Source organism: Gelidimonas denitrificans (assembly GCF_055694065.1).
In genome coordinates this window covers 459,389-478,709 of sequence record NZ_CM146350.1, presented here as the reverse complement: position 1 = coordinate 478,709, position 19,321 = coordinate 459,389, and the positions used below count along the sequence as shown (strand labels likewise).

The following is a 19,321-nucleotide window of genomic DNA, read 5'->3' as shown; positions in this document are numbered from 1 at the left end:
AATGAATAAGTCCCCATTGCAATTATCGCTGACCGGATTGCCGCCAGTGATCAACCACGCGACCCGGATTCTGATATTGGGCAGTTTTCCCGGTACTGCGTCGTTGCAAGCGCAGCAATACTATGCGCACCCGCGCAATCAGTTTTGGGCGCTGCTGTCGGCGCTGACTGGCGACGACCTTGTTGGCCTTCCTTACGCCGAGCGCCTGCCGCGCCTGCTCGCGCACGGGATCGGCCTATGGGATGTGATCGCCGCATGCGAACGGTGCGGCAGCCTCGATAGCGCGATTCGCGCGGCGCGGGCCAACCAGTTTGTATGGCTCAAGCAACAGTGTCCGGATTTGCAGCGGGTCTGTTTCAATGGCAAGACTTCCGGCAAGTTTGCGCCGCAATTCGCCACTGCTGGTTATGTAACTGCGGTTCTGCCGTCCTCGTCGCCGGCCAATGCGCAACTCTCATTTTCGCAAAAACTTGTATTTTGGCAGGGCATAACCGGATAATACGGTTCAACATTCCAGGCTACAGACATGCTTATCAAACGTAAATCGATCGAAAAAGAAGAATCCCTGCGGCCGCCTCGGTCCCGCGCCGCTGCAACACCGAAACCACCGCGCAAGCCGAAATATGCGCCGGTCACCCTGTCGGAACAGGACGGCGTGCGGTTCCTGCACTTCGGCACCGAGTGGGTGCAAGGCGCGATGCGCATCCGCAAGCCCGATGCGCTCGAACTCGAATACGCGCAACAGATGATGCTGTGGATGTTGTTTAACGAGCATCCTGCGCACATCGTCCAGCTCGGCCTGGGCACCGCCGCACTGACCAAATATTGTTACCGCCAGTTTCCCGCAGCGCGGGTGAGCGCGATTGAACTCAATCCGTCGGTTGTTACTATTTGCGAAACCATGTTCAAGCTGCCGCCCAACGACGACCGGCTCAACGTGATCGAAATGGACGCGATGGATTTCGTCAACGACAGCGCCAATCTCGACAGCGTCGATGTGTTCCAAATCGATCTGTACGACGCCACTGCGCGCGGCCCGGTGCTCGACACGCCGGAGTTCTACCAGTCCTGCGCGGCCTGCCTGACCGACGACGGCATGATGACGGTCAACCTGTTCGGTGATCACCCGAGCTACGCCAAAAACCTGAAAGCGATGAAATTTGCCTTCGACGCAGTGGTGTGGCTGCCGGAAGTGCATGACGGCAATATCGTCGTGATCGCCTTCAAGCGCGCACCGTCACTGGACTTTTCCACCTTGTATGAGCGCGCCGCAGCGATCAAGGCGGCTACCAAACTGCCGGCCAAATCCTGGGTGGATGGCCTGAAAGTCTGGATGACTGAAGAATAAAATCAGTATACAAGGAGCGCGCCCGGGTGCGCTCCACTAAAAAAATATACAAACTATGGCATGTATGCATTAAAAGATGCAATTTACCGCATATAAAACATGCGGCGCGTATAAATACTCTCAATATTTTCAATATATCACAGCGAATTCCAGCGTTCTCACATCTGCGCCAGCGCCGCCTGCACCGTCGGATAACGCAACTGGAATCCCAGCTCTTGCTTCAAGCGCCGGTTGCACAAGCGGCGCGATTCCGCCATGAAAGACAGCAGCATCGGCGACACTTGGCTTTGCAGTTCGACGCGCGGCAAGCGCGGCGGGCGCGGCAACGCAAAGGCGTCGGCAACCGCATCGAAATACGCGCCCATCTGCATTTCGCTATCGTCGACCGCGTGATAAATCCGGCACGGCCGGGCCTTGGACAGCGCCGCGACGATGATGCGCGCCAGATCGTCGGCGTGGATGTGGTTGGTGTGCACATCATCCTGTGGCGTGAGCGCCGGCATGCCCTTGCGCAGCCGGGCCAAAGGCAGGCGCTCGGCGGCGTAAATCCCCGGCACCCGCAGAATACACATGCGACTATTGCTGCGCCGGGCCCAGTCGCGCAGCACTTGTTCGGCGTCCACCCGCCGCCGGGCGCGCGGGTTTTGCGGGTTGACACTGCGGGTCTCGTCGAACTGCGCGCCGCCGCAATCGCCGTATACGCCGCTGGTGCTGATATAAACCAGCCGCGCCCGCTCGGGTAAAATAGCGGCCAGATTGCGGCTGCGCCGGTCTTGCGTTCCATTGGATTGCGGCGGCGCCAGATGCACGATGGTGTGCGCCAGACCAGCCAGCCGGCGCAGGCTGTACGGCTGGTCCAGATCGGCCACAATCGGCACCGCGCCAGCGGCGCGCAATGTTGCGCAACGCTCTGGCTGGCTGGTGACGGCGAACACGCGAAAGCGCGCGCCCAGCAGCGGCAGCAAACGCATGCCGACATCGCCGCAACCGACGATCAGCAAACGCGGCCGGCCCAGCTTGGGCATGCCGAACTTATTCGTGGTGAATGGCCCCATTTTATTGACTGTATTTTTCATCATCGGGATTGTATGACTTTTCAAGTGACGGTTCAGCCGAGCGGCCAGCAATTTAGCTGCGACGAAAGCGACAATGTATTGTCCGCAGCGATGCATGCCGGCATCACCCTGCCCTACGGCTGCAAAAACGGCGCTTGCGGTTCCTGCAAAGGAAAAATAGTATCCGGCACCGCCAAACACGGCGCGCACCAGCAAAAAGCCCTTTCCGCGGAAGAAGAAGCAAATGGCCTGGCGCTGTTCTGTTGCGCCACCCCGCTATCGGACCTGGTGATCGAGGCGCACGAAGTGCAAAGCGTCGGCGAATTTCCGGTCAGGAAGATGCCGGCGCGCATCGCCGCGCTGGAAAAAGTGTCCGCCGACGTGATGGTCATCTCGCTGCAACTGCCCGCCAACGAACGGCTGCAGTATCTGGCCGGGCAATACCTCGAATTCATGCTGCGCGACGGCAAACGGCGCAGCTACAGCATGGCCAACGCGCCGCATGCCGACGAAAAGATCACGCTGCACGTGCGCCACATGCCGGGCGGCCTGTTCTCCGACCAGGTGTTCGGCAGCCTGAAGGAACGCGACATCCTGCGCTTCGAAGGCCCGCTCGGCACTTTTTTCCTACGCGAAGATTCCGACAAGCCGATCGTGCTGCTGGCGTCCGGCACCGGTTTTGCGCCGCTCAAGGCGATCATCGAACACGCCGCCTTCATCGAATCGACGCGCCCGATGACGCTGTACTGGGGCGGCCGCCGGCCGCAGGACCTGTACATGCACGCGCTGTGCGAAGAATGGGCGCGCACTTTGCCGAATTTCAAATACGTACCGGTGGTGTCGGATGCGCAAGCGGAAGACGGCTGGCAAGGCCGCAGCGGTTACGTGCACCGCGCCGTGATCGAAGATTTTCCTGACTTGTCCGGCTATCAGGTGTACGCCTGCGGCGCGCCGGTCATGGTGGATTCGGCCAAACGGGATTTCATCACGCAGTGCAAGTTGGCGAAAGAAGAATTCCATGCGGATTCGTTCACCTCGGAAGCGGATTTACACACCGCCTGAGAAACACGCAACCCGCTGCAGTCGACCTTGATCGAACCTGCAATCAACATAATTCAATCCCGCACACTCGGAGCACCCATGGAATTCAGCCAGTACGATGTCAACGCCTTGATGTTTATCACCAATCGCCCGCCGCTAGTCTTCACCGAAGGCAGCGGCATGTGGCTCACCGACCATAGCGGCAAGCGCTATCTGGATTACCTGCAAGGCTGGGCGGTCAACTGCCTCGGCCATTCGCCGCAATGCCTCCAGGATGCGCTGGCGGTGCAGGCCAAAAAACTGATCAATCCATCGCCGGCGTTCTACAACGCGCCGTCGATCAAGCTGGCCTCGCTGCTGACCGCCAATTCTTGCTTCGACCGCGTATTCTTTGCCAACAGCGGCGCCGAAGCCAATGAAGGCGCGATCAAGCTGGCGCGCAAATGGGGCAAGAAATACAAAGACGGCGCGTTCGAAATCATCAGCTTCAACCACAGTTTCCACGGCCGCACGCTGGCCACCATGTCGGCCTCCGGCAAACCCGGCTGGGATACGCTGTACGCACCGCAAGTGTCGGGCTTTCCGAAGGCCGAACTGAACGACATCGAATCGGTTGAAAAACTGATCAATGCCAACACCGTGGCCGTGATGCTGGAGCCGGTGCAGGGCGAAGCCGGTGTAATCCCGGCCAGCCGTGGCTTCATGCAGGCGCTGCGCGCGCTGACTGCCCGCCACAACATCCTGCTGATCGTCGATGAAGTGCAAACCGGCATGGGCCGTTGCGGCGCGCTGTTCGCCCATCAATTGTCGGATATCACGCCCGACTTGATGACGCTGGGCAAAGGCATCGGTGGCGGCGTGCCGCTGGCGGCCATGCTGTGCACCGAAGCAGTCGCCTGTTTCGAGCCCGGCGACCAGGGCGGCACTTACAACGGCAATCCGCTGATGACCGCAGTGGGTGTGGCGGTGATGGAACAATTGCTGCAACCCGGCTTCCTGCCGGCGGTGCAGGAAAAAGGCGCGTATCTGCGCACCGAATTGCTGCAACTGTGCGCGCAGCACGGCTTGCAAGGCGAGCGCGGCGAAGGCTTGTTGCGCGCACTGGAACTCGGCCGCCCGATCGGCACGCAACTGGTGGAAGCGGCGCGCGACTTACAACCGTTCGGCCTGCTCTTGAACTCGCCGCGTCCCGATTTGTTGCGCTTCATGCCGGCGCTCAACGTCACCACCGCTGAAATCCAGCAGATGATATCGATGCTTTCGGACTTGTTGCGCCAACAGAAATAATCTGCGCGAAAACCCTGGAAGCGCCCGCTTCCAGGACGATACTGGATAGCCGTATTTTTTAAAAACCGCATAGATAATGCGAAAAACGCCTTATTTTTTATGATACTCCGCATATCATAAAATATCACCTGCTTGGCAGGTAGCGACCTTTCTCCCTGCATAACACATCCCAAAGGCCCTTGAAACTTGGGCGGTCATCCCTATTGTGTACTTAAATTAATCGCACAAACAGGCACTAATCGGGCAGTAAGCAACTCTAACATTGTGCCGCAATTGTCTACGGACAAACATTGTTCTAACAACACGCAATAAAAGAAGAACAGGGCTAGAATTAAAGCGGCAATACGGTATTAATTGCCAAAGACTGGTAGGTTCCACTCAAAGGACATGAAAATGAAAATCTTTGACAACTACGCAGCGCGGTACGAGCGGACCATGGAAGAAGAGTATTCCCTGAAGGAATACCTGGATTTATGCAAGCGCGATCCTCTGGCGTATTCCAGCGCAGCCGAGCGCATGCTGGTGGCCATCGGCGAACCGGAATTGATCGACACCCGCAACTACCCCCATTTGTCGCGCATCTTCGCCAACAAGATAATTAAAATCTATCCCGCCTTCAAGGAGTTCTATGGGATGGAGGATGCGATCGAGCAAGTGGTATCGTATTTCCGCCACGCAGCGCAGGGTTTGGAAGAACGCAAACAGGTTCTGTACCTGCTGGGGCCGGTCGGCGGCGGCAAATCGTCGATTGCCGAAAAACTCAAGCACTTGATGGAAAAGGTGCCGTTCTACTGCCTCAAGGGCTCGCCCATCAACGAGTCGCCGCTGGGCATGTTCAGCATGGAAGAAGACGGCGCGATTCTGGAAGAGGATTACGGCATCCCGCGCCGCCATCTGAACGCCATTCCCAGCCCTTGGGCGGTCAAGCGTCTGGGCGAATTCAACGGCAACATCAATCAGTTCCGGGTCGTCAAACGCTACCCGTCGATACTCAGACAGATCGCCATCTCAAAGACGGAACCGGGCGACGAAAACAACCAAGATATTTCATCGCTGGTGGGCAAGGTCGATATCCGCAAGCTCGAAGACTTTTCCCAGGACGATACCGACGCCTACAGCTACTCGGGCGGCCTGTGCCTGTCGAACCAGGGCTTGATGGAATTCGTCGAAATGTTCAAGGCGCCGATCAAGGTGCTGCATCCGTTGCTGACCGCCACGCAGGAAGGCAACTACAAGGGCACCGAAGGTTTTGGTGCGATCCCGTTCGACGGTATTATTTTGGCCCACTCCAACGAGTCGGAATGGAAAACCTTTAAGAACAACAAGAATAACGAAGCCTTCCTGGACCGGATTTACATCGTCAAGGTGCCTTATTGCCTGCGGGTGATGGAAGAAACCAAAATTTACGAAAAACTGCTGCGCAACTCTTCGCTGTCGCAAGCGCCGTGCGCTCCCGGCACGCTGAAGATGATGGCGCAGTTTGCGGTACTGACGCGCCTGAAGGAGCCGGAAAATTCCAGCATTTACAGCAAGATGCTGGTCTATGACGGTGAAAATCTGAAAGACATCGACCCGAAAGCCAAGTCGTATCACGAGTACCGCGACTACGCCGGGGTGGATGAAGGCATGAGCGGGTTGTCGACCCGTTTCGCCTTCAAGATTCTGTCCAAGGTATTCAACTTCGACACCACCGAAGTGGCGGCCAATCCGGTCCACTTGATGTATGTGCTGGAACAGCAGGTCGAGCGCGAACAGTTCCCGCCCGAAACCGAGCAGAGGTACCTGGCCTTCATCAAAGAATATCTGGCCCAGCGCTATGCTGAATTCATCGGCAAGGAAATCCAGACCGCGTACTTGGAAAGCTATTCCGAATACGGCCAGAATATTTTCGACCGCTACGTGACTTTTGCCGATTTCTGGATTCAGGATCAGGAATACCGCGACCCGGATACCGGCGAAAGCTTCGACCGCAATGCGCTGAACCAGGAGCTGGAAAAAATTGAACGGCCTGCCGGCATCTCGAACCCGAAAGATTTCCGCAACGAAATCGTCAATTTCGTGCTGCGAGCCAGAGCCCAGAACGCCGGCAAGAATCCGTCCTGGACCAGCTACGAAAAACTCAAGATGGTGATCGAGAAGAAAATGTTCTCGAATACCGAAGAACTGCTGCCGGTGATTTCGTTTAACGCCAAGGCCAGCGCCGACGATGTCAACAAGCATGCAGAGTTCGTCGCCCGCATGGTGGAAAAAGGATATACGGCCAAACAGGTTCGACTGTTATGTGAGTGGTATTTGCGCGTCAGAAAATCGTCGTGAGCAGATGCGTCTGCCTTGCTTAAGGAGAAGATATGGTTCACGAAAAACACGAAAGGCACGAAAAAAATGCATCAAAAGGATTGTGTCATTAAGCCCTTTTATGCTTTTCGTGTCTTTCGTGGACAGTGAGCGACATTAGTTACAGGAGACGATTTTGGTTCACCTAATCGACCGACGCCTACAGGGCAAAAACAAATCCGCAGTCAATCGCGAACGATTTTTACGTCGTTACAAGGGCCAGATCAGGGATGCGGTTGAACGGGCGATAAAAGGCCGTTCCATCACCGACATGGAAAGCGGCGAAAAAGTATCGATTCCGGCCAAAGATGTCAATGAGCCGAGTTTCGGCAATGCCCATGGCGGGGTCTGGGAGATGGTACATCCCGGCAACACGGAATACCAAAAAGGCGACCGGGTGGCGCGCCCCAAAAGCGGATCCGGATCCGGTTCCGGCTCCGGCCAGGCCGGCAACAGCGACCAGATCACGGAAGATGATTTTATCTTCGAACTGACGCGCGAAGAATTCCTGAACTACTTCTTCGAGGACCTGGAATTGCCGAATATGGTGAAGACCCAGCTCACCGCCACCACCGAATTCAAGCAGCAGCGGGCCGGTTATAAAATGTCCGGCACGCCCACTAATATTCATGTGTTGCGCTCGCTACGTGGCGCACTGGGACGGCGCATCGCAGTCGGCAGCAAATCGCACAAGCGCCTGCTGGAAGCAGAATCCGAACTCAAACAATTGCTCGAAATCGTGCCGGACGAGGATGCGCGCATCATCACGCTGCGACAGGAAATTCATCGCTTGCGCAGCAAATTGCTGGCGATTCCATTCATCGACCCGTTCGATCTGCGCTACAGCAATCGCATCAGGGTGCCGAAACCGTCCAGCCAGGCAGTCATGTTTTGCATCATGGATGTCTCCGGCTCGATGGATGAAATCAAGAAAGATACCGCAAAACGCTTTTTCATCCTGTTGTACCTGTTTTTGAGGCGCGCTTACGACAAGATTGAAGTGATCTTCATCCGCCACCACACGATGGCCGACGAAGTCGATGAAAACGATTTTTTCCACTCGCGTGAATCGGGCGGCACCGTGGTGTCGTCGGCGCTGGATTTGCTGGCCAAGATCATACGTGAACGGTATGCCAGTAACGACTGGAATATTTACGTGGCGCAAGCTTCCGATGGCGACAACTGGGACAACGATTCGGTCGCCTGCCGCCAGCTGCTGATCAATACCATCATGCCGGCGGTGCAGTATTACGCCTACGTCGAAATCACTGGGGACAAGCCGCAGAATCTATGGGAAGAATACACGCAGGTACTGCGCCATCACCGGCACTTTGCAATGCAACTGATCAAATCCCCGGCCGATATTTATCCTGTGTTTCGTGAACTATTCAAGAAACAGGAAAAATCATGAGTGTTCCGAGCAAAATAAGTCCCTCGTACCAGTTGCCAAAACAGTCGGAATGGACCTTCGAACTGCTGGAGCAGGTGCATGAAGAAGTGCGCCGCATCGCACAAAATTTTGGCCTCGACACCTATCCGAACCAGCTCGAAATCATCAGCGCCGAACAGATGATGGATGCCTACACGGCGGTTGGCTTGCCGGTGTCGTACCACCATTGGTCATTCGGCAAGCATTTTCTCAATACCGAAAAAAACTACAAGCGCGGCCAGATGGGCCTGGCCTACGAAATCGTCATCAATTCGAATCCCTGCATCGCCTATCTGATGGAAGAAAACAGCCTGATGATGCAAACCCTGGTGATCGCGCACGCGGCCTACGGTCACAACTCTTTTTTCAAGGGCAATTACCTGTTCCGCTCCTGGACCGATGCCGAAGAGATCATCGACTACATGGTGTTTGCCAAGAAATTCATATCCGAATGCGAAGAGCGGTACGGCATCGAAGCGGTCGAACTGTTGCTCGACTCCTGCCATGCACTGCAAAACCACGGCGTCAATCGCTACAAGCGCCCGGCCAAACTGTCGCTTACAGAAGAAAAGGCGCGCCAGAAAGAGCGCGAAGCCTATCTGCAATTGCAGGTCAACGACCTGTGGCGCACCCTGCCCCAGCACGAAAAAGAGGCGGTCGCCAACCGGCCGTCACAGCGGTTCCCGCCGGAGCCGCAAGAAAACCTGCTGTATTTCATCGAGAAATACGCACCGATACTGGAGCCGTGGCAACGCGAAGTGGTGCGCGTCACGCGCAAGATCGCGCAGTATTTTTACCCGCAGCGCCAGACCCAGGTCATGAACGAAGGCTGGGCCACCTTCTGGCATTACACCATCCTCAATCAACTGTATGCGGAAGGCGTGGTCGATAACGGTTTCATGATGGAATTCCTGCAAAGCCATACCAACGTGATCTACCAGCCGCCGCTCGACAGTGCGCACTACAACGGCATCAACCCATATGCGCTGGGGTTTGCCATGATGTCCGACATCCGCCGTATCTGCGACGCGCCCACCGACGAAGACCGCATATGGTTTCCCCATATCGCCGGCAGCGACTGGCTAAAGACGCTCGATTTTGCGATGCGCAACTTCAAGGACGAGAGTTTCATTTCCCAATACCTGTCGCCCAAGCTGATCCGCGATTTTCATTTTTTTGCGGTGCTCGACGATGATACCGATGACAAGCTGACGATTTCCGCGATTCACGACGACAGCGGCTATCAGACCATCCGCCAGAAACTGTCGGAGCAATACAATCTGGGCAATCGGGAGCCGAATATCCAGGTGTTTTCGGTCAACATGCAGGGTGATCGGTCGATGACGTTAAGACACACCCAGTTTCAGCGTCGCCCGCTCAATACACAGGCACAGGAAGTGTTAAAACATGTGGCGCGGCTGTGGGGTTTTGATGTGCGACTGGAGACCATCGATCCGAACGGCAAAATCATCAGCACGCTGGAATGCAAACGCGAAAAGCGTACGCACGGCTAAATTCCGCATGCTGCACTTCCGATGTGCTGCGGCAGCACCTTTTAAATATACTGAATAAGGTATTTTTAACTGCCGCAATGGGTATATGCGGCAAAAGCATTGTTTATTGACATACCCCCACTGGGATACCACTTGCGTGTAGGTGCGAATGCATTCGCACTCTTAATTATTCCATCCGAACTGGTGCGAATAAATTCGCACCTACGCTCGACTGGCAAGACTCCTTTACAACACTTCAAGCATCACATCTCCAATACATATTGCCCGGGAGCGTCGGTCAGCACATGCTCGGCCGGCATGTCCTGGACCTTGATTTTTTTTGCGCTGGAATGCAGCGCCAGCCACTTATGCCAGTGCGGCCACCAGGAACCCTGCTCGACCGTTGACTGCGACACCCAATCGTCCGGCCCCACCACATGACTGTGCGCATGCCGCTGGCCCGACCGGAACCGGAAGCTGCGGCCCGCATGGCCCAACTCGGACACCACTCCGCTATTGTGGCCACCGGAAGCCAGCACGAAATGGACCTCGGAATCGACCAGGAAATGGATCTTGTAGACCGACTTCCAGGGCGAGACGTGGTCGCGTTCAGTGCCCAGCACAAACATCGGCTGCCTGATATTGCTCAGTGCGATCAAATGACCATCGACGCAGTAGCGGCCTTCGGCCAGATCGTTATGCAAGAACAGTTGCCGCAGATATTCGCTATGCATCCGGTAGGGCAAGCGCGTGGTGTCGGCGTTCCACGACATCAGATCGTTCGGCGCCCGACGGATACCGAGCAAATATTCGCGCATGATGCGCGACCAGATCAGATCGCGCGAATTGAGCAGCTCGAAACTGGCTGCCATCTGCGCGCCATCTAGATAGCCCTGCTCCCACATCAGCGCATCCAGCAAGGCCAACTGGCTGTCGTCGATGAACAGCCCCAGCTCGCCCGGATCGGTAAAGTCTACCTGCCCCGCCAGCAGCGTGATGGTCTGCATTGGCGCCAGCGCCTTCTGCGGATCGCGTCCCAGCGCCGCTGCGCCGATGGACAGCAAAGTGCCGCCCAGGCAATAGCCGACCGCATGCACCGGAGTGTCCGGCATCACCTGCGCGACTTCCTCCAGTGCGGCAAACAAGCCCTGTGAAATGTAATCATCCATGCCCAAATTTCGGCCCTCGGCGCCGGGATTCTTCCATGACATCATGAACACGGCATGACCCTGCTCGACCAGGTAGCGCACCATCGAATTATTCGGCGACAGATCCAGGATGTAATATTTCATGATCCACGAAGGCACAAACAGCACCGGCTCCCGGTATACGGTTTCGGTCTGCGGCGTGTACCGGATCAATTCAAACAGCGCGTTGCTGAACACCACTTTTCCGGGCGTGACCGCGACATCCCGTCCGACCTTGTAGGGAGAATCAGCTCTCTGGTGCGTATCACCGCCGCGCTTCTTTTGCTTGCGTTTGGCCTGATCTTCCAGCCAGTGGCTCCAGCCGGTCAAGCGGTTATGGCCTTTCGATTCGATGGTGGCACGCAATACTTCCGGATTGGTGATGGCGTAATTGGATGGAGCAACAGCATCGAGCATCTGGCGCGCGGCAAAACCGACCACATGCTCATGATGCGGCGTAACGCCGCGAATGCCGGTAGTGGCCTGCTGCCAGAAATCCTGCGTCTGCAAGAAAGATTTGGCAAACACGTTATATGGCCAGTACGACCATTCCGGCCGGTTGAAGCGCGAATCGGTATCCGTCACGCTGACCTGACCGCTGCCGGAACTCACCGCGCTGGCCATGAAAGGCCCCCATTCCGCCGCTTGCTGCTTCAGCAAAGCCAGCAGTTCGATGCGGCGTCCCGGCGACATGGCGAGTTGCAGCAGCCATTCCTGCATTGCCACTGACAAGCTGGTCGGAGAAATGCCGCCGGTCAACTTTGCCAGTGCGCTCTGATACATCAAATCCAGAGTATTGGTGCCCGCTTGCTCGTTGCCATCGCAACTCAGGTAGCACAGTTTTTTGGGAGCCGCCGCGTCCTGCGGCAAAGTTGCATCTGCTGCCGTTGCAATTTCAATTGGCAAGCTGTGATCAAGGTTCAAATTCTTTTCAGTCAGATTCATATCCACCTCTCGGTTGCGAACTATTCATTCTTGCAAGAATGCGGCATCACGCTAATTGACATAAATCAAACGAATCGAGGATTTTGCCTTGGCACAGATAATTCGGTTCCGGCCACAGTGTCTAGAACCATATTCCAGGCGCTCCGTTCCTCACTGAGAGATGCGGATCGCCTTGACGTCGATCTCAGGAGATTCGAGAAAATCTCTCTCTACCTCGCCTCTTATTTCGACTCGGGTCTTGTTATCTATTTTTTGTGCTGGGAAATATTCAGCCTCGATTTCCACTCTTATTTCATTGGTGCCATCAGAAAAAATGTACTTCTCCTTGCCCACTTTTTTAAGTAAAAATCCACTGAGCACCACCTCCTGATCGTCCACAGGATTTTTAAGTATGCTGGCAACCGACAGGGCCGTTTTTTGCGTGGATGGACCGACATATTGCGCTTGTACGGTGGCGGGCACGCTGGCCGCTATGGCGGTAGCAAAAATTGCTAAACTGATTTTTATTTTGGATATCACTTGATTTACCTCTACGGTATTTTGTTTAGATCGAACGCACTTTGGCTTTGATTATTTCTTCCACATCGCCAACCGATTGCTGTACTTTTCCAGCAATTTGTTTGTCCAGCCCTTTGATCTGCTGCGCATCGCTTCCAACCAATTTACCTGCTTCTTCCTGTGCTTTACCGACGACTTCTTTCGCAGTGCCTTTGATTTGATTTTTGTTCATGGTGTTCTCCTGTCAAAAATCACAATGTAAGCCATTGACTCAGAGCAAGTCTGTGCGCTTGCGAACATAGAAAAACACAAGCTGCCACTTTCCACTTTCTCTAATGGATTAGGCAGCAGGACAATATTGGCCCGAGGCGATAATTTACTCGTGCCGCAGCGCCTCGATCGGGTCCAGTTGCGCGGCGCGGCGGGCGGGGAAATAGCCGAACAGCACGCCAATCCCAGCCGAAAACAGGAACGACAGAATGTTGATCGACGAATTGAACACGTAAGGCACCTGCATTAGTTGCGCCAGCCCGATCGAAGCTCCGGTGGCCAGCACGATGCCGATTATGCCGCCGAGGGTGGACAGCACCACCGCCTCGATCAGGAATTGCAGCAACACTTCGCGCTCCAGCGCGCCGATGGCCAGACGCAAGCCGATTTCGCGGGTGCGCTCGGTGACGCTGACCAGCATGATATTCATGATGCCAATCCCGCCCACCAGCAAGCTCACTGCAGCCACCGCGCCCAGCAGCGTGGTCATCACTTTGGTGGTGCCGGACAAGGTTTCGGCCAGCTGTTTGGTGTCGAGCACATTGAAATTGTCGTCATCTCCCTGGGCCAGTTTGCGGCGTTCACGCAGCAACTGCGTCAGGCTGGACTTCAGGCGCGCGCTATCGGTGCCGTCTTTCATCGACACCAGCAAGGTGGCGACCCGCTGGTTGCCGGCAACGCGGCGCTGCAGCGTGTGCAGCGGCACCAGCACTATGTCATCCTGATCGTTGCCCATGGCCGCTGGCCCTTTGGCTGCCAGCACGCCCACCACTACGCAGGAGAATTGCTTGATGCGCAACTGTTCCCCCAGCGCGCTGCGGGTATCGAACAATTCGCGCCGTATGGTATCGCCGATGATGCACACGGCGGCGCCCGCTTGCAACTCGCCCTCTTCGAACTGGCGACCTGCGGACAGTTTCCAGTTGCTGGTCTGAAACCAGGCATTGGTGCTGCCGGTGACGTTGGTGGTCCAGTTGCGGCCGTTGGCGACTACTGTCACGCTGGCCCGTCCTTCGGGAGCTACTGCCTGTACGCCGCCGATCTGGTTCGCGATCGCTGCCGCATCGGCTTCCTTGAATGCCGGCGCGCCGCCACTGCCGCCGCCGAAACCCTGGCGTTGTCCGGGGCGGACCATCAGCAAGTTGCTGCCCAGGCTGGAAATCTGATTTTGCACTTCCATGGTGGCGCCGTTGCCCAGCGTCACCATGGTGATGACCGCACTGACGCCAATCACGATGCCGAGCATGGTCAGGAAAGAACGCAGCAGGTTGCGGCGAATCGAACGCAGCGCCAGCAGCAAAGTATTGAGCAGCATTACAGTTCTCCCACTGCTGCTGTTGGCAAGTCTAGTCCGAGCGGATGCGGATTGCTGGCGTCGCTGTCGAGCAAGCCATCGACAAAATGCACCATGCGCTTGGCATACATCGCCATGTCTTGCTCGTGCGTGACCATCAGCACGGTGATGCCGTGATCTATATTAAGTCGCGACAGCAACTCCATGATTTCGCGGCTGCGTTGGGTATCGAGGTTGCCGGTGGGCTCATCGGCCAGCAATACCGCGGGCTCGGTGACGATGGCGCGGGCAATCGCGACCCGCTGCTGTTGCCCGCCCGACAGTTCGGCCGGCGTGTGATGTTCCCAGCCAGACAGGCCTACCGAAGCCAGCGCCTTGGTCGCCAGAGCATGCCGTGTTGCAGCGCTTTCGCCGCGGTACAACAAGGGCAATTCGACGTTTTCCTGCGCCGAGGTGCGCGCCAGCAGGTTGAAACCCTGAAACACAAAACCCAGGTAGCGCCGGCGCAGCTGCGCGCGCTGGTCGCGCGATAATTTTTCCACATGCATGCCGTGAAACAGGTATTCGCCTGCGGTGGGCGTATCGAGGCAACCGAGAATATTCATCACGGTCGATTTTCCCGAGCCGCTGGGCCCCATGATGGCGACAAATTCGCCCGCTGCGATATCGATATCGACGCCCTTGAGCGCCATCAATGCGGCCTGCCCTTTGCCGTACATCTTGGTCACGCTGCGCAGACGGATCAGCGGCGCTGGGACAGCGACATCAGGACCGGTGGCGGGCTCCATCGCTGTACTTATTTTCATGCTCATTGCGCTGCCGTGCGCTGGTCGGTGATGACCTGCATGCCGGCCTGCAAATCCCCTGCCGTTATCTCGGTCATCCGGCCATCGCTAATGCCGGGCGTCACGTCCACCGCGACCGCGGCGCCGTTGCGCAATACCCAAACCTGACGCACCGCCGCCGTACTGGCGCTGCTGGCGGCAGATTTGCGCGGCGTGCGGGGGCGTCCACGCGGCATCAGGCTGGCCACAATACCGCCCTGATCAGCGGCGCCCGATGCCTTGCCGGCCTGTTTCGGAGCCGATGTCGATGTCGATGTCGGCGTGAAGCGCAGTGCGCTGTTCGGCACCAGCAGCACATCGTGGCGCTCGGTGGCGGTGATGGTGGCGGTTGCCGTCATGCCGGGGCGCAGGCTCAGGTCGGCATTATCGACGTCCAGATAGGTGATGTAAGTGACCACGTTCTCGGTAATGGTCGAGCCGAACGCTACCCGCGTGATGGTGGCCGGATACTTGCGATTGGCATAGGCGCTGACCGTAAAGCGGGCTTTCTGACCGATCTTGACCGAGCCGACATCGGCTTCATCGACATTCACCTGCAGGCGCATGTGGCCCAAGTCTTCGGCGATGGTAAACAGCGTTACCGCCTGCAACGAGGCCGCCACCGCGTTGCCGGGGTCGACCGTGCGAGTCAGGATCACGCCGTCGATGGGCGAGCGAATCGATGCTTTCGACAGATTGGTCTCGTCGGTGGACAAGGTGGCCTTGGCGCTGACGACGTTGGCGCGGGCGCTCAATGCATTGGCTTGCGCCCGATCCAGCGTGGCGCGTCCAGTGTCAAGCTCGGCCCTGGAAGGCACTTTGCCGCCGGACAAGCGCGACACTTCTTCCAGCCGCGCCAAATTGCTCTGCGACTCCTTGACTGTGGCCACCTCTTGCGCCACTGCTGCATTCGCGGCAGCCAGCGCAGCGCGTGAGCGCACGATCTGATCGTTCAGCTTGGCGGTATCGAGTTCCACCAAAACCTGGCCTTTCTTGACTTGATCATTGACGTCCACCAGCACCCGCAACACAGTGCCGGACAGTTCGCTGCCGATGCTGACCGAGCGCGTCGGCTGCAACGTGCCATTGGCGATGACGGTGAGCGTGAGGTTGCCGCGTGCCGCCGCTTGGGCCGTGAAGCTGGGTGCGGCGTTGGCTTTTTGCTGCGCTTGCCAGAAATAAACGCCGATTGCGGCCAGGATCAATAACGCGACAGCGATCCAGAATAGCGGGCGACGCCACCAGCGGCGCGCAGCCGGATCGACCAGCGCTCCAAGTGCATCGGTGTCCGGTGTAGTTTCGTTGGAAGAAGATGGTGTATTCATGAGTTCGAAGGTTGAGTGATATTGGCGCTACCGGACTGGCCTGGCGACATTGCGGAATCGCGCTCCGGCTGCCAGCCGCCGCCCAAAGCCTTGTACAAGCGCACATGGTCGGCGCTGAGGTCGGTGGCGGTGGTTGCCACCGCGTCTTGCGTGCTATACAGAGAACGCTGCGTTTCCAGCACGGTCTGAAAATCGATCAGGCCGCTGGCGTAGCGCTGGCGCGCAATCAGTGCCGCATTGGCCGCCGCATCGCTGGCGTCACGCAAGTGCTGCAGGCGCTCGCGGTCGCCGCCCAGCGCGACCAGCGCATCTTCCACATCCGTTAATGCAGTCAGCACCGTGGCCTGATAAAACAGCCGTGCCTGTTCCAGCGCGGCTTGCTGCGCACGCACCTGCGCCTTGCCTGCGCCAGCATCGAACAGCGGCACCGACACGCTGCCCAGCAATGCGCTGGCCAGCGCGCCGCTGCCGGTGAGCGTGCCCAGCGTCAATGCGCTCAGTCCCAGCGAGCCGCCAAGCCGAAAACTCGGATAGCGCGCAGCGTCGGCTTGCCCGACCCGCGCCAACGCGGCGCTGACCTGGTGCTCGGCGGCGCGCACGTCGGGGCGCTGGCGCAACGTTTCGGCCGGCATGCTGAGTGCCAAATCATCCTGCGCCTGCGGCACCGGAGTGGCGCTGGCAAGTTGCGCCCGCAACGCCTCCGGCGTCTGGCCGCACAGCAGCGCCAGACTGTGCTGGATTTGCGCCACGCTGGTTTCCAGCGTCGGAATTTGCGCCCGCGTCTGTTCGCTGGCGGCACGCGCCTGCTCGCCTTCGAGCGACGTCAGCAAACCGGCCTGCACCCGCCAATCAGTGAGTTGCAAGGTTTCCAGCTGGCTGACAAGATTGCTGCGCGCAATCATCAACCGGGTCTGCGCGCCGCGATATTGGATGTAACTGACCGCCACTTCAGCCGCGATGGAAACCTGCACATCGGCCAGACTGGCGGCGCTGGCTTGCGCGCTTGCCTCGCCTGCCTGCAGCGCGCTGCGGTTGCCGCCAAACACATCGGGCTCCCAACTGGCGTCAAACCCGGTATTGAACGCATTGCTGGCGCTGGCTTTGCCCGACTTGCTGCGTCCCGCCGAGGCCGAACCGGTGACGTTGGGCAATAAGCCGGCCGCCGCAATGTCGCGCAACGCACGCGCCTGCGCCAAAACCGCCTGCGCGCTGTTGACGCTGGTATTGGCGCGCAAGGCTTGCGTTATCAGCGCATCGAGCAAGGGATCGTCAAAACGTTGCCACCACTGCGCCAGGTTGGCGTTGGCGTTGCCGTTTTCTGCACCGGCGGCGCTGGTTGCAACAGCCGCCGACCACGCCGCCGGCACCGCAATCTCCGGCAGCGCCGACGACTGTGGCGACAGAGATGCGCAAGCCGATAACGTTAATGTCAACGGCAACAACATCGTCCATAAACCGAGTTTTTTCAACATGCAATCTTTTCTGGAAAATTCATGTACGTCACGTATGTCATCTACGTCACGTACGAAATGGCAACATTCTCTTGAGCGTGTTATCCCCCGCCCAGTAATGATGGAACAAGGCTGCAGCGGCATGCAGACCAATCAGGAAGTAACCCGCGGTGGCGATTGCCTCATGGATGTCTTTTATTTGTGTGGCGTTGGCCTTGTTTTTGGCGATCAACGCCGGCAACTCCAGCCCGAAGAATGGAATCTGCTTGCCGCCGGCACTCAGCACAAGCCAGCCCAGCAGCGGCATGACTATCATCAGCACATACAGCGCCACATGCATCCACAGGGAAAGTCGCATCTGCCATTGCGGCAAAGCCGGTCTGATGGCCGGCGCGGGTGTGCGCAAGCGCGCCGCCAAACGTATCCATACCAGGACGAAAACCGACAAGCCCAGCATGTAATGCCACGTTTTCATCCCGTTATAGAGCGCACTGCCCTTGGGAAAAATGCCGCGCAGTTCCATGCTGGCATATACACAGACCATCAATAGCAACATCAGCCAGTGCAACCCTATCGACAGCGCGCCATATTTGTCGGCATTGTTCGCGTTTGCGTTCGTGATCACAGTAATCCCCTTATCAGTTATGCCGGGAATCGGCTTAAACGGAGTCATCATGGGCACTAGAATGGAAGTCGCTTATCCGATATCAACACCGAAAATCGGACCATTGCTTACTCCCGCAGGCACCTGGAAACACCAGCGCATTCTAGTGAATCTCCAGCAGCGACCGCGGCGCTTTTACAAAACAATACAATTCCATGCGCTTCTGCAGGTCTGTCAGAAGTCACAATTCACATATAAACAGGGTCATGTATTTTTAATGCGCGCACAAAAATAATGCGCAAACAACGCGCTTTTTTTGCATACTCCCTGTAAATTTATTACCCGCGCAAAGCCGCCCAAGCCACCATCGCCCACGCCAGCAGGAATGCAGCGCCGCCAATCGGCGTGATTGCGCCCAGCATGCGCACGCCGCTGATTGCCAATGCATACAAACTTCCGCTGAACACCACGATTCCCGCCAGCATCGCGACCCCGGCCCAAGCCAGCAGCGCCGAATTAAAACGCGGCAGCAGCAGCGCGATGACGAACAAGCCGAGCGCGTGCGCCATCTGATACGTGACGGCCGTATGCCAGACCGCTAGCATGTCGCTGCTCAGGATATTTTTCAGCCCATGCGCACCGAAAGCGCCGGCGGCGACCGCGATCAACATGTTGATGGCAGCGGCGATGACAAGTGTGCGTTCATTCATGTGGATTCCAAGTGTAATAAGGGAAAAGAAATGTTTCGATGGGGATTTTTAACCACCGCAACGCATGCCTGCGCATCGATCAGCTTTCGGCGGCATATATCTAACAGTCATAACAGTCGTGCCCGAGCGCATTGAACATCGGCTGCGGATACGATCGGCATGCCGGCCTCATGCAAAACTTGCTATCAGACCGATGACAAGAGATTCCACAGCAGAAGCCGCGCAA

General features: G+C 57.2%; 17 protein-coding genes. 7 read left to right on the top strand and 10 right to left on the bottom strand.

What is annotated here, in order from left to right; translation table 11 throughout:
* The first annotated feature begins 1 nt into the window (after position 1).
* Both FKCLFG_RS02310 and FKCLFG_RS02305 read left to right on the top strand, forming a co-directional pair.
* Positions 2-499 carry a DNA-deoxyinosine glycosylase gene (locus FKCLFG_RS02310; RefSeq protein ID WP_472614632.1) on the top strand — a complete coding sequence of 166 codons (498 nt, stop codon included), beginning with the start codon at positions 2-4 and terminating at the stop codon, positions 497-499.
* Between the two features lie 27 nt (positions 500-526).
* On the top strand, positions 527-1,348 hold the full coding sequence (locus tag FKCLFG_RS02305; protein ID WP_472614631.1) for a spermine/spermidine synthase domain-containing protein: 822 nt from the start codon (positions 527-529) through the stop codon (positions 1,346-1,348).
* A 158-nt stretch (positions 1,349-1,506) separates the two neighbouring features.
* Here the strand turns inward: FKCLFG_RS02305 and FKCLFG_RS02300 are convergent, their stop codons facing one another.
* Entirely contained in the window at positions 1,507-2,373 is an 867-nt protein-coding gene (locus tag FKCLFG_RS02300; protein WP_472615771.1) for an SDR family oxidoreductase, read from the bottom strand.
* A gap of 63 nt (positions 2,374-2,436) precedes the next feature.
* Here FKCLFG_RS02300 and FKCLFG_RS02295 point away from each other — a divergent pair, with 63 nt between their 5' ends.
* From FKCLFG_RS02295 to FKCLFG_RS02275, 5 genes are all read left to right on the top strand, one after another.
* Positions 2,437-3,465 (top strand): CDP-6-deoxy-delta-3,4-glucoseen reductase, encoded by a 1,029-nt coding sequence (locus FKCLFG_RS02295; protein ID WP_472614630.1) that lies wholly within the window; start codon positions 2,437-2,439, stop codon positions 3,463-3,465.
* A 78-nt stretch (positions 3,466-3,543) separates the two neighbouring features.
* A complete protein-coding gene (locus FKCLFG_RS02290) occupies positions 3,544-4,731 on the top strand; it encodes an acetylornithine transaminase (RefSeq protein WP_472614629.1) in 1,188 nt (395 codons plus the stop codon).
* A gap of 393 nt (positions 4,732-5,124) precedes the next feature.
* A complete protein-coding gene (locus FKCLFG_RS02285) occupies positions 5,125-7,047 on the top strand; it encodes a PrkA family serine protein kinase (protein WP_472614628.1) in 1,923 nt (640 codons plus the stop codon).
* A 154-nt stretch (positions 7,048-7,201) separates the two neighbouring features.
* The gene (locus tag FKCLFG_RS02280; RefSeq protein WP_472614627.1) at positions 7,202-8,476 is read left to right on the top strand and encodes a YeaH/YhbH family protein; all 1,275 of its coding nucleotides are present in this window, start codon (positions 7,202-7,204) and stop codon (positions 8,474-8,476) included.
* A complete protein-coding gene (locus FKCLFG_RS02275) occupies positions 8,473-10,008 on the top strand; it encodes a SpoVR family protein (protein ID WP_472614626.1) in 1,536 nt (511 codons plus the stop codon). Before FKCLFG_RS02280 ends, FKCLFG_RS02275 begins: the two co-directional genes overlap by 4 nt.
* 242 nt (positions 10,009-10,250) lie before the next feature.
* Here the strand turns inward: FKCLFG_RS02275 and FKCLFG_RS02270 are convergent, their stop codons facing one another.
* The 9 genes from FKCLFG_RS02270 to FKCLFG_RS02230 all read right to left on the bottom strand — a co-directional run bounded on the left by FKCLFG_RS02270 (position 10,251) and on the right by FKCLFG_RS02230 (position 19,095).
* A complete protein-coding gene (locus tag FKCLFG_RS02270) occupies positions 10,251-12,119 on the bottom strand; it encodes a PHA/PHB synthase family protein (protein ID WP_472614625.1) in 1,869 nt (622 codons plus the stop codon).
* A 150-nt stretch (positions 12,120-12,269) separates the two neighbouring features.
* Entirely contained in the window at positions 12,270-12,638 is a 369-nt protein-coding gene (locus FKCLFG_RS02265; RefSeq protein WP_472614624.1) for a NirD/YgiW/YdeI family stress tolerance protein, read from the bottom strand.
* Positions 12,639-12,663: 25 nt separating this feature from the next.
* Positions 12,664-12,849 carry a CsbD family protein gene (locus FKCLFG_RS02260; protein WP_472614623.1) on the bottom strand — a complete coding sequence of 62 codons (186 nt, stop codon included), beginning with the start codon at positions 12,847-12,849 and terminating at the stop codon, positions 12,664-12,666.
* Positions 12,850-12,993: 144 nt separating this feature from the next.
* Complete coding sequence (locus tag FKCLFG_RS02255; RefSeq protein ID WP_472614622.1) at positions 12,994-14,202, bottom strand: ABC transporter permease; 1,209 nt, start codon at positions 14,200-14,202, stop codon at positions 12,994-12,996.
* The gene (locus FKCLFG_RS02250; RefSeq protein WP_472614621.1) at positions 14,202-14,987 is read right to left on the bottom strand and encodes an ABC transporter ATP-binding protein; all 786 of its coding nucleotides are present in this window, start codon (positions 14,985-14,987) and stop codon (positions 14,202-14,204) included. The genes FKCLFG_RS02255 and FKCLFG_RS02250 overlap by 1 nt, the downstream gene beginning before the upstream one ends.
* Before the next feature lie 2 nt (positions 14,988-14,989).
* Positions 14,990-16,330: an efflux RND transporter periplasmic adaptor subunit gene (locus FKCLFG_RS02245; RefSeq protein ID WP_472614620.1), complete on the bottom strand. Its 1,341-nt coding sequence runs from the start codon at positions 16,328-16,330 to the stop codon at positions 14,990-14,992.
* Complete coding sequence (locus tag FKCLFG_RS02240) at positions 16,327-17,802, bottom strand: efflux transporter outer membrane subunit (protein WP_472614619.1); 1,476 nt, start codon at positions 17,800-17,802, stop codon at positions 16,327-16,329. The genes FKCLFG_RS02245 and FKCLFG_RS02240 overlap by 4 nt, the downstream gene beginning before the upstream one ends.
* Before the next feature lie 46 nt (positions 17,803-17,848).
* A complete protein-coding gene (locus FKCLFG_RS02235) occupies positions 17,849-18,406 on the bottom strand; it encodes a cytochrome b (RefSeq protein ID WP_472614618.1) in 558 nt (185 codons plus the stop codon).
* Between the two features lie 317 nt (positions 18,407-18,723).
* Positions 18,724-19,095, bottom strand: coding sequence for a DUF423 domain-containing protein (locus tag FKCLFG_RS02230; RefSeq protein ID WP_472614617.1), 372 nt, complete (start codon positions 19,093-19,095; stop codon positions 18,724-18,726).
* Positions 19,096-19,321: the final 226 nt, after the last annotated feature.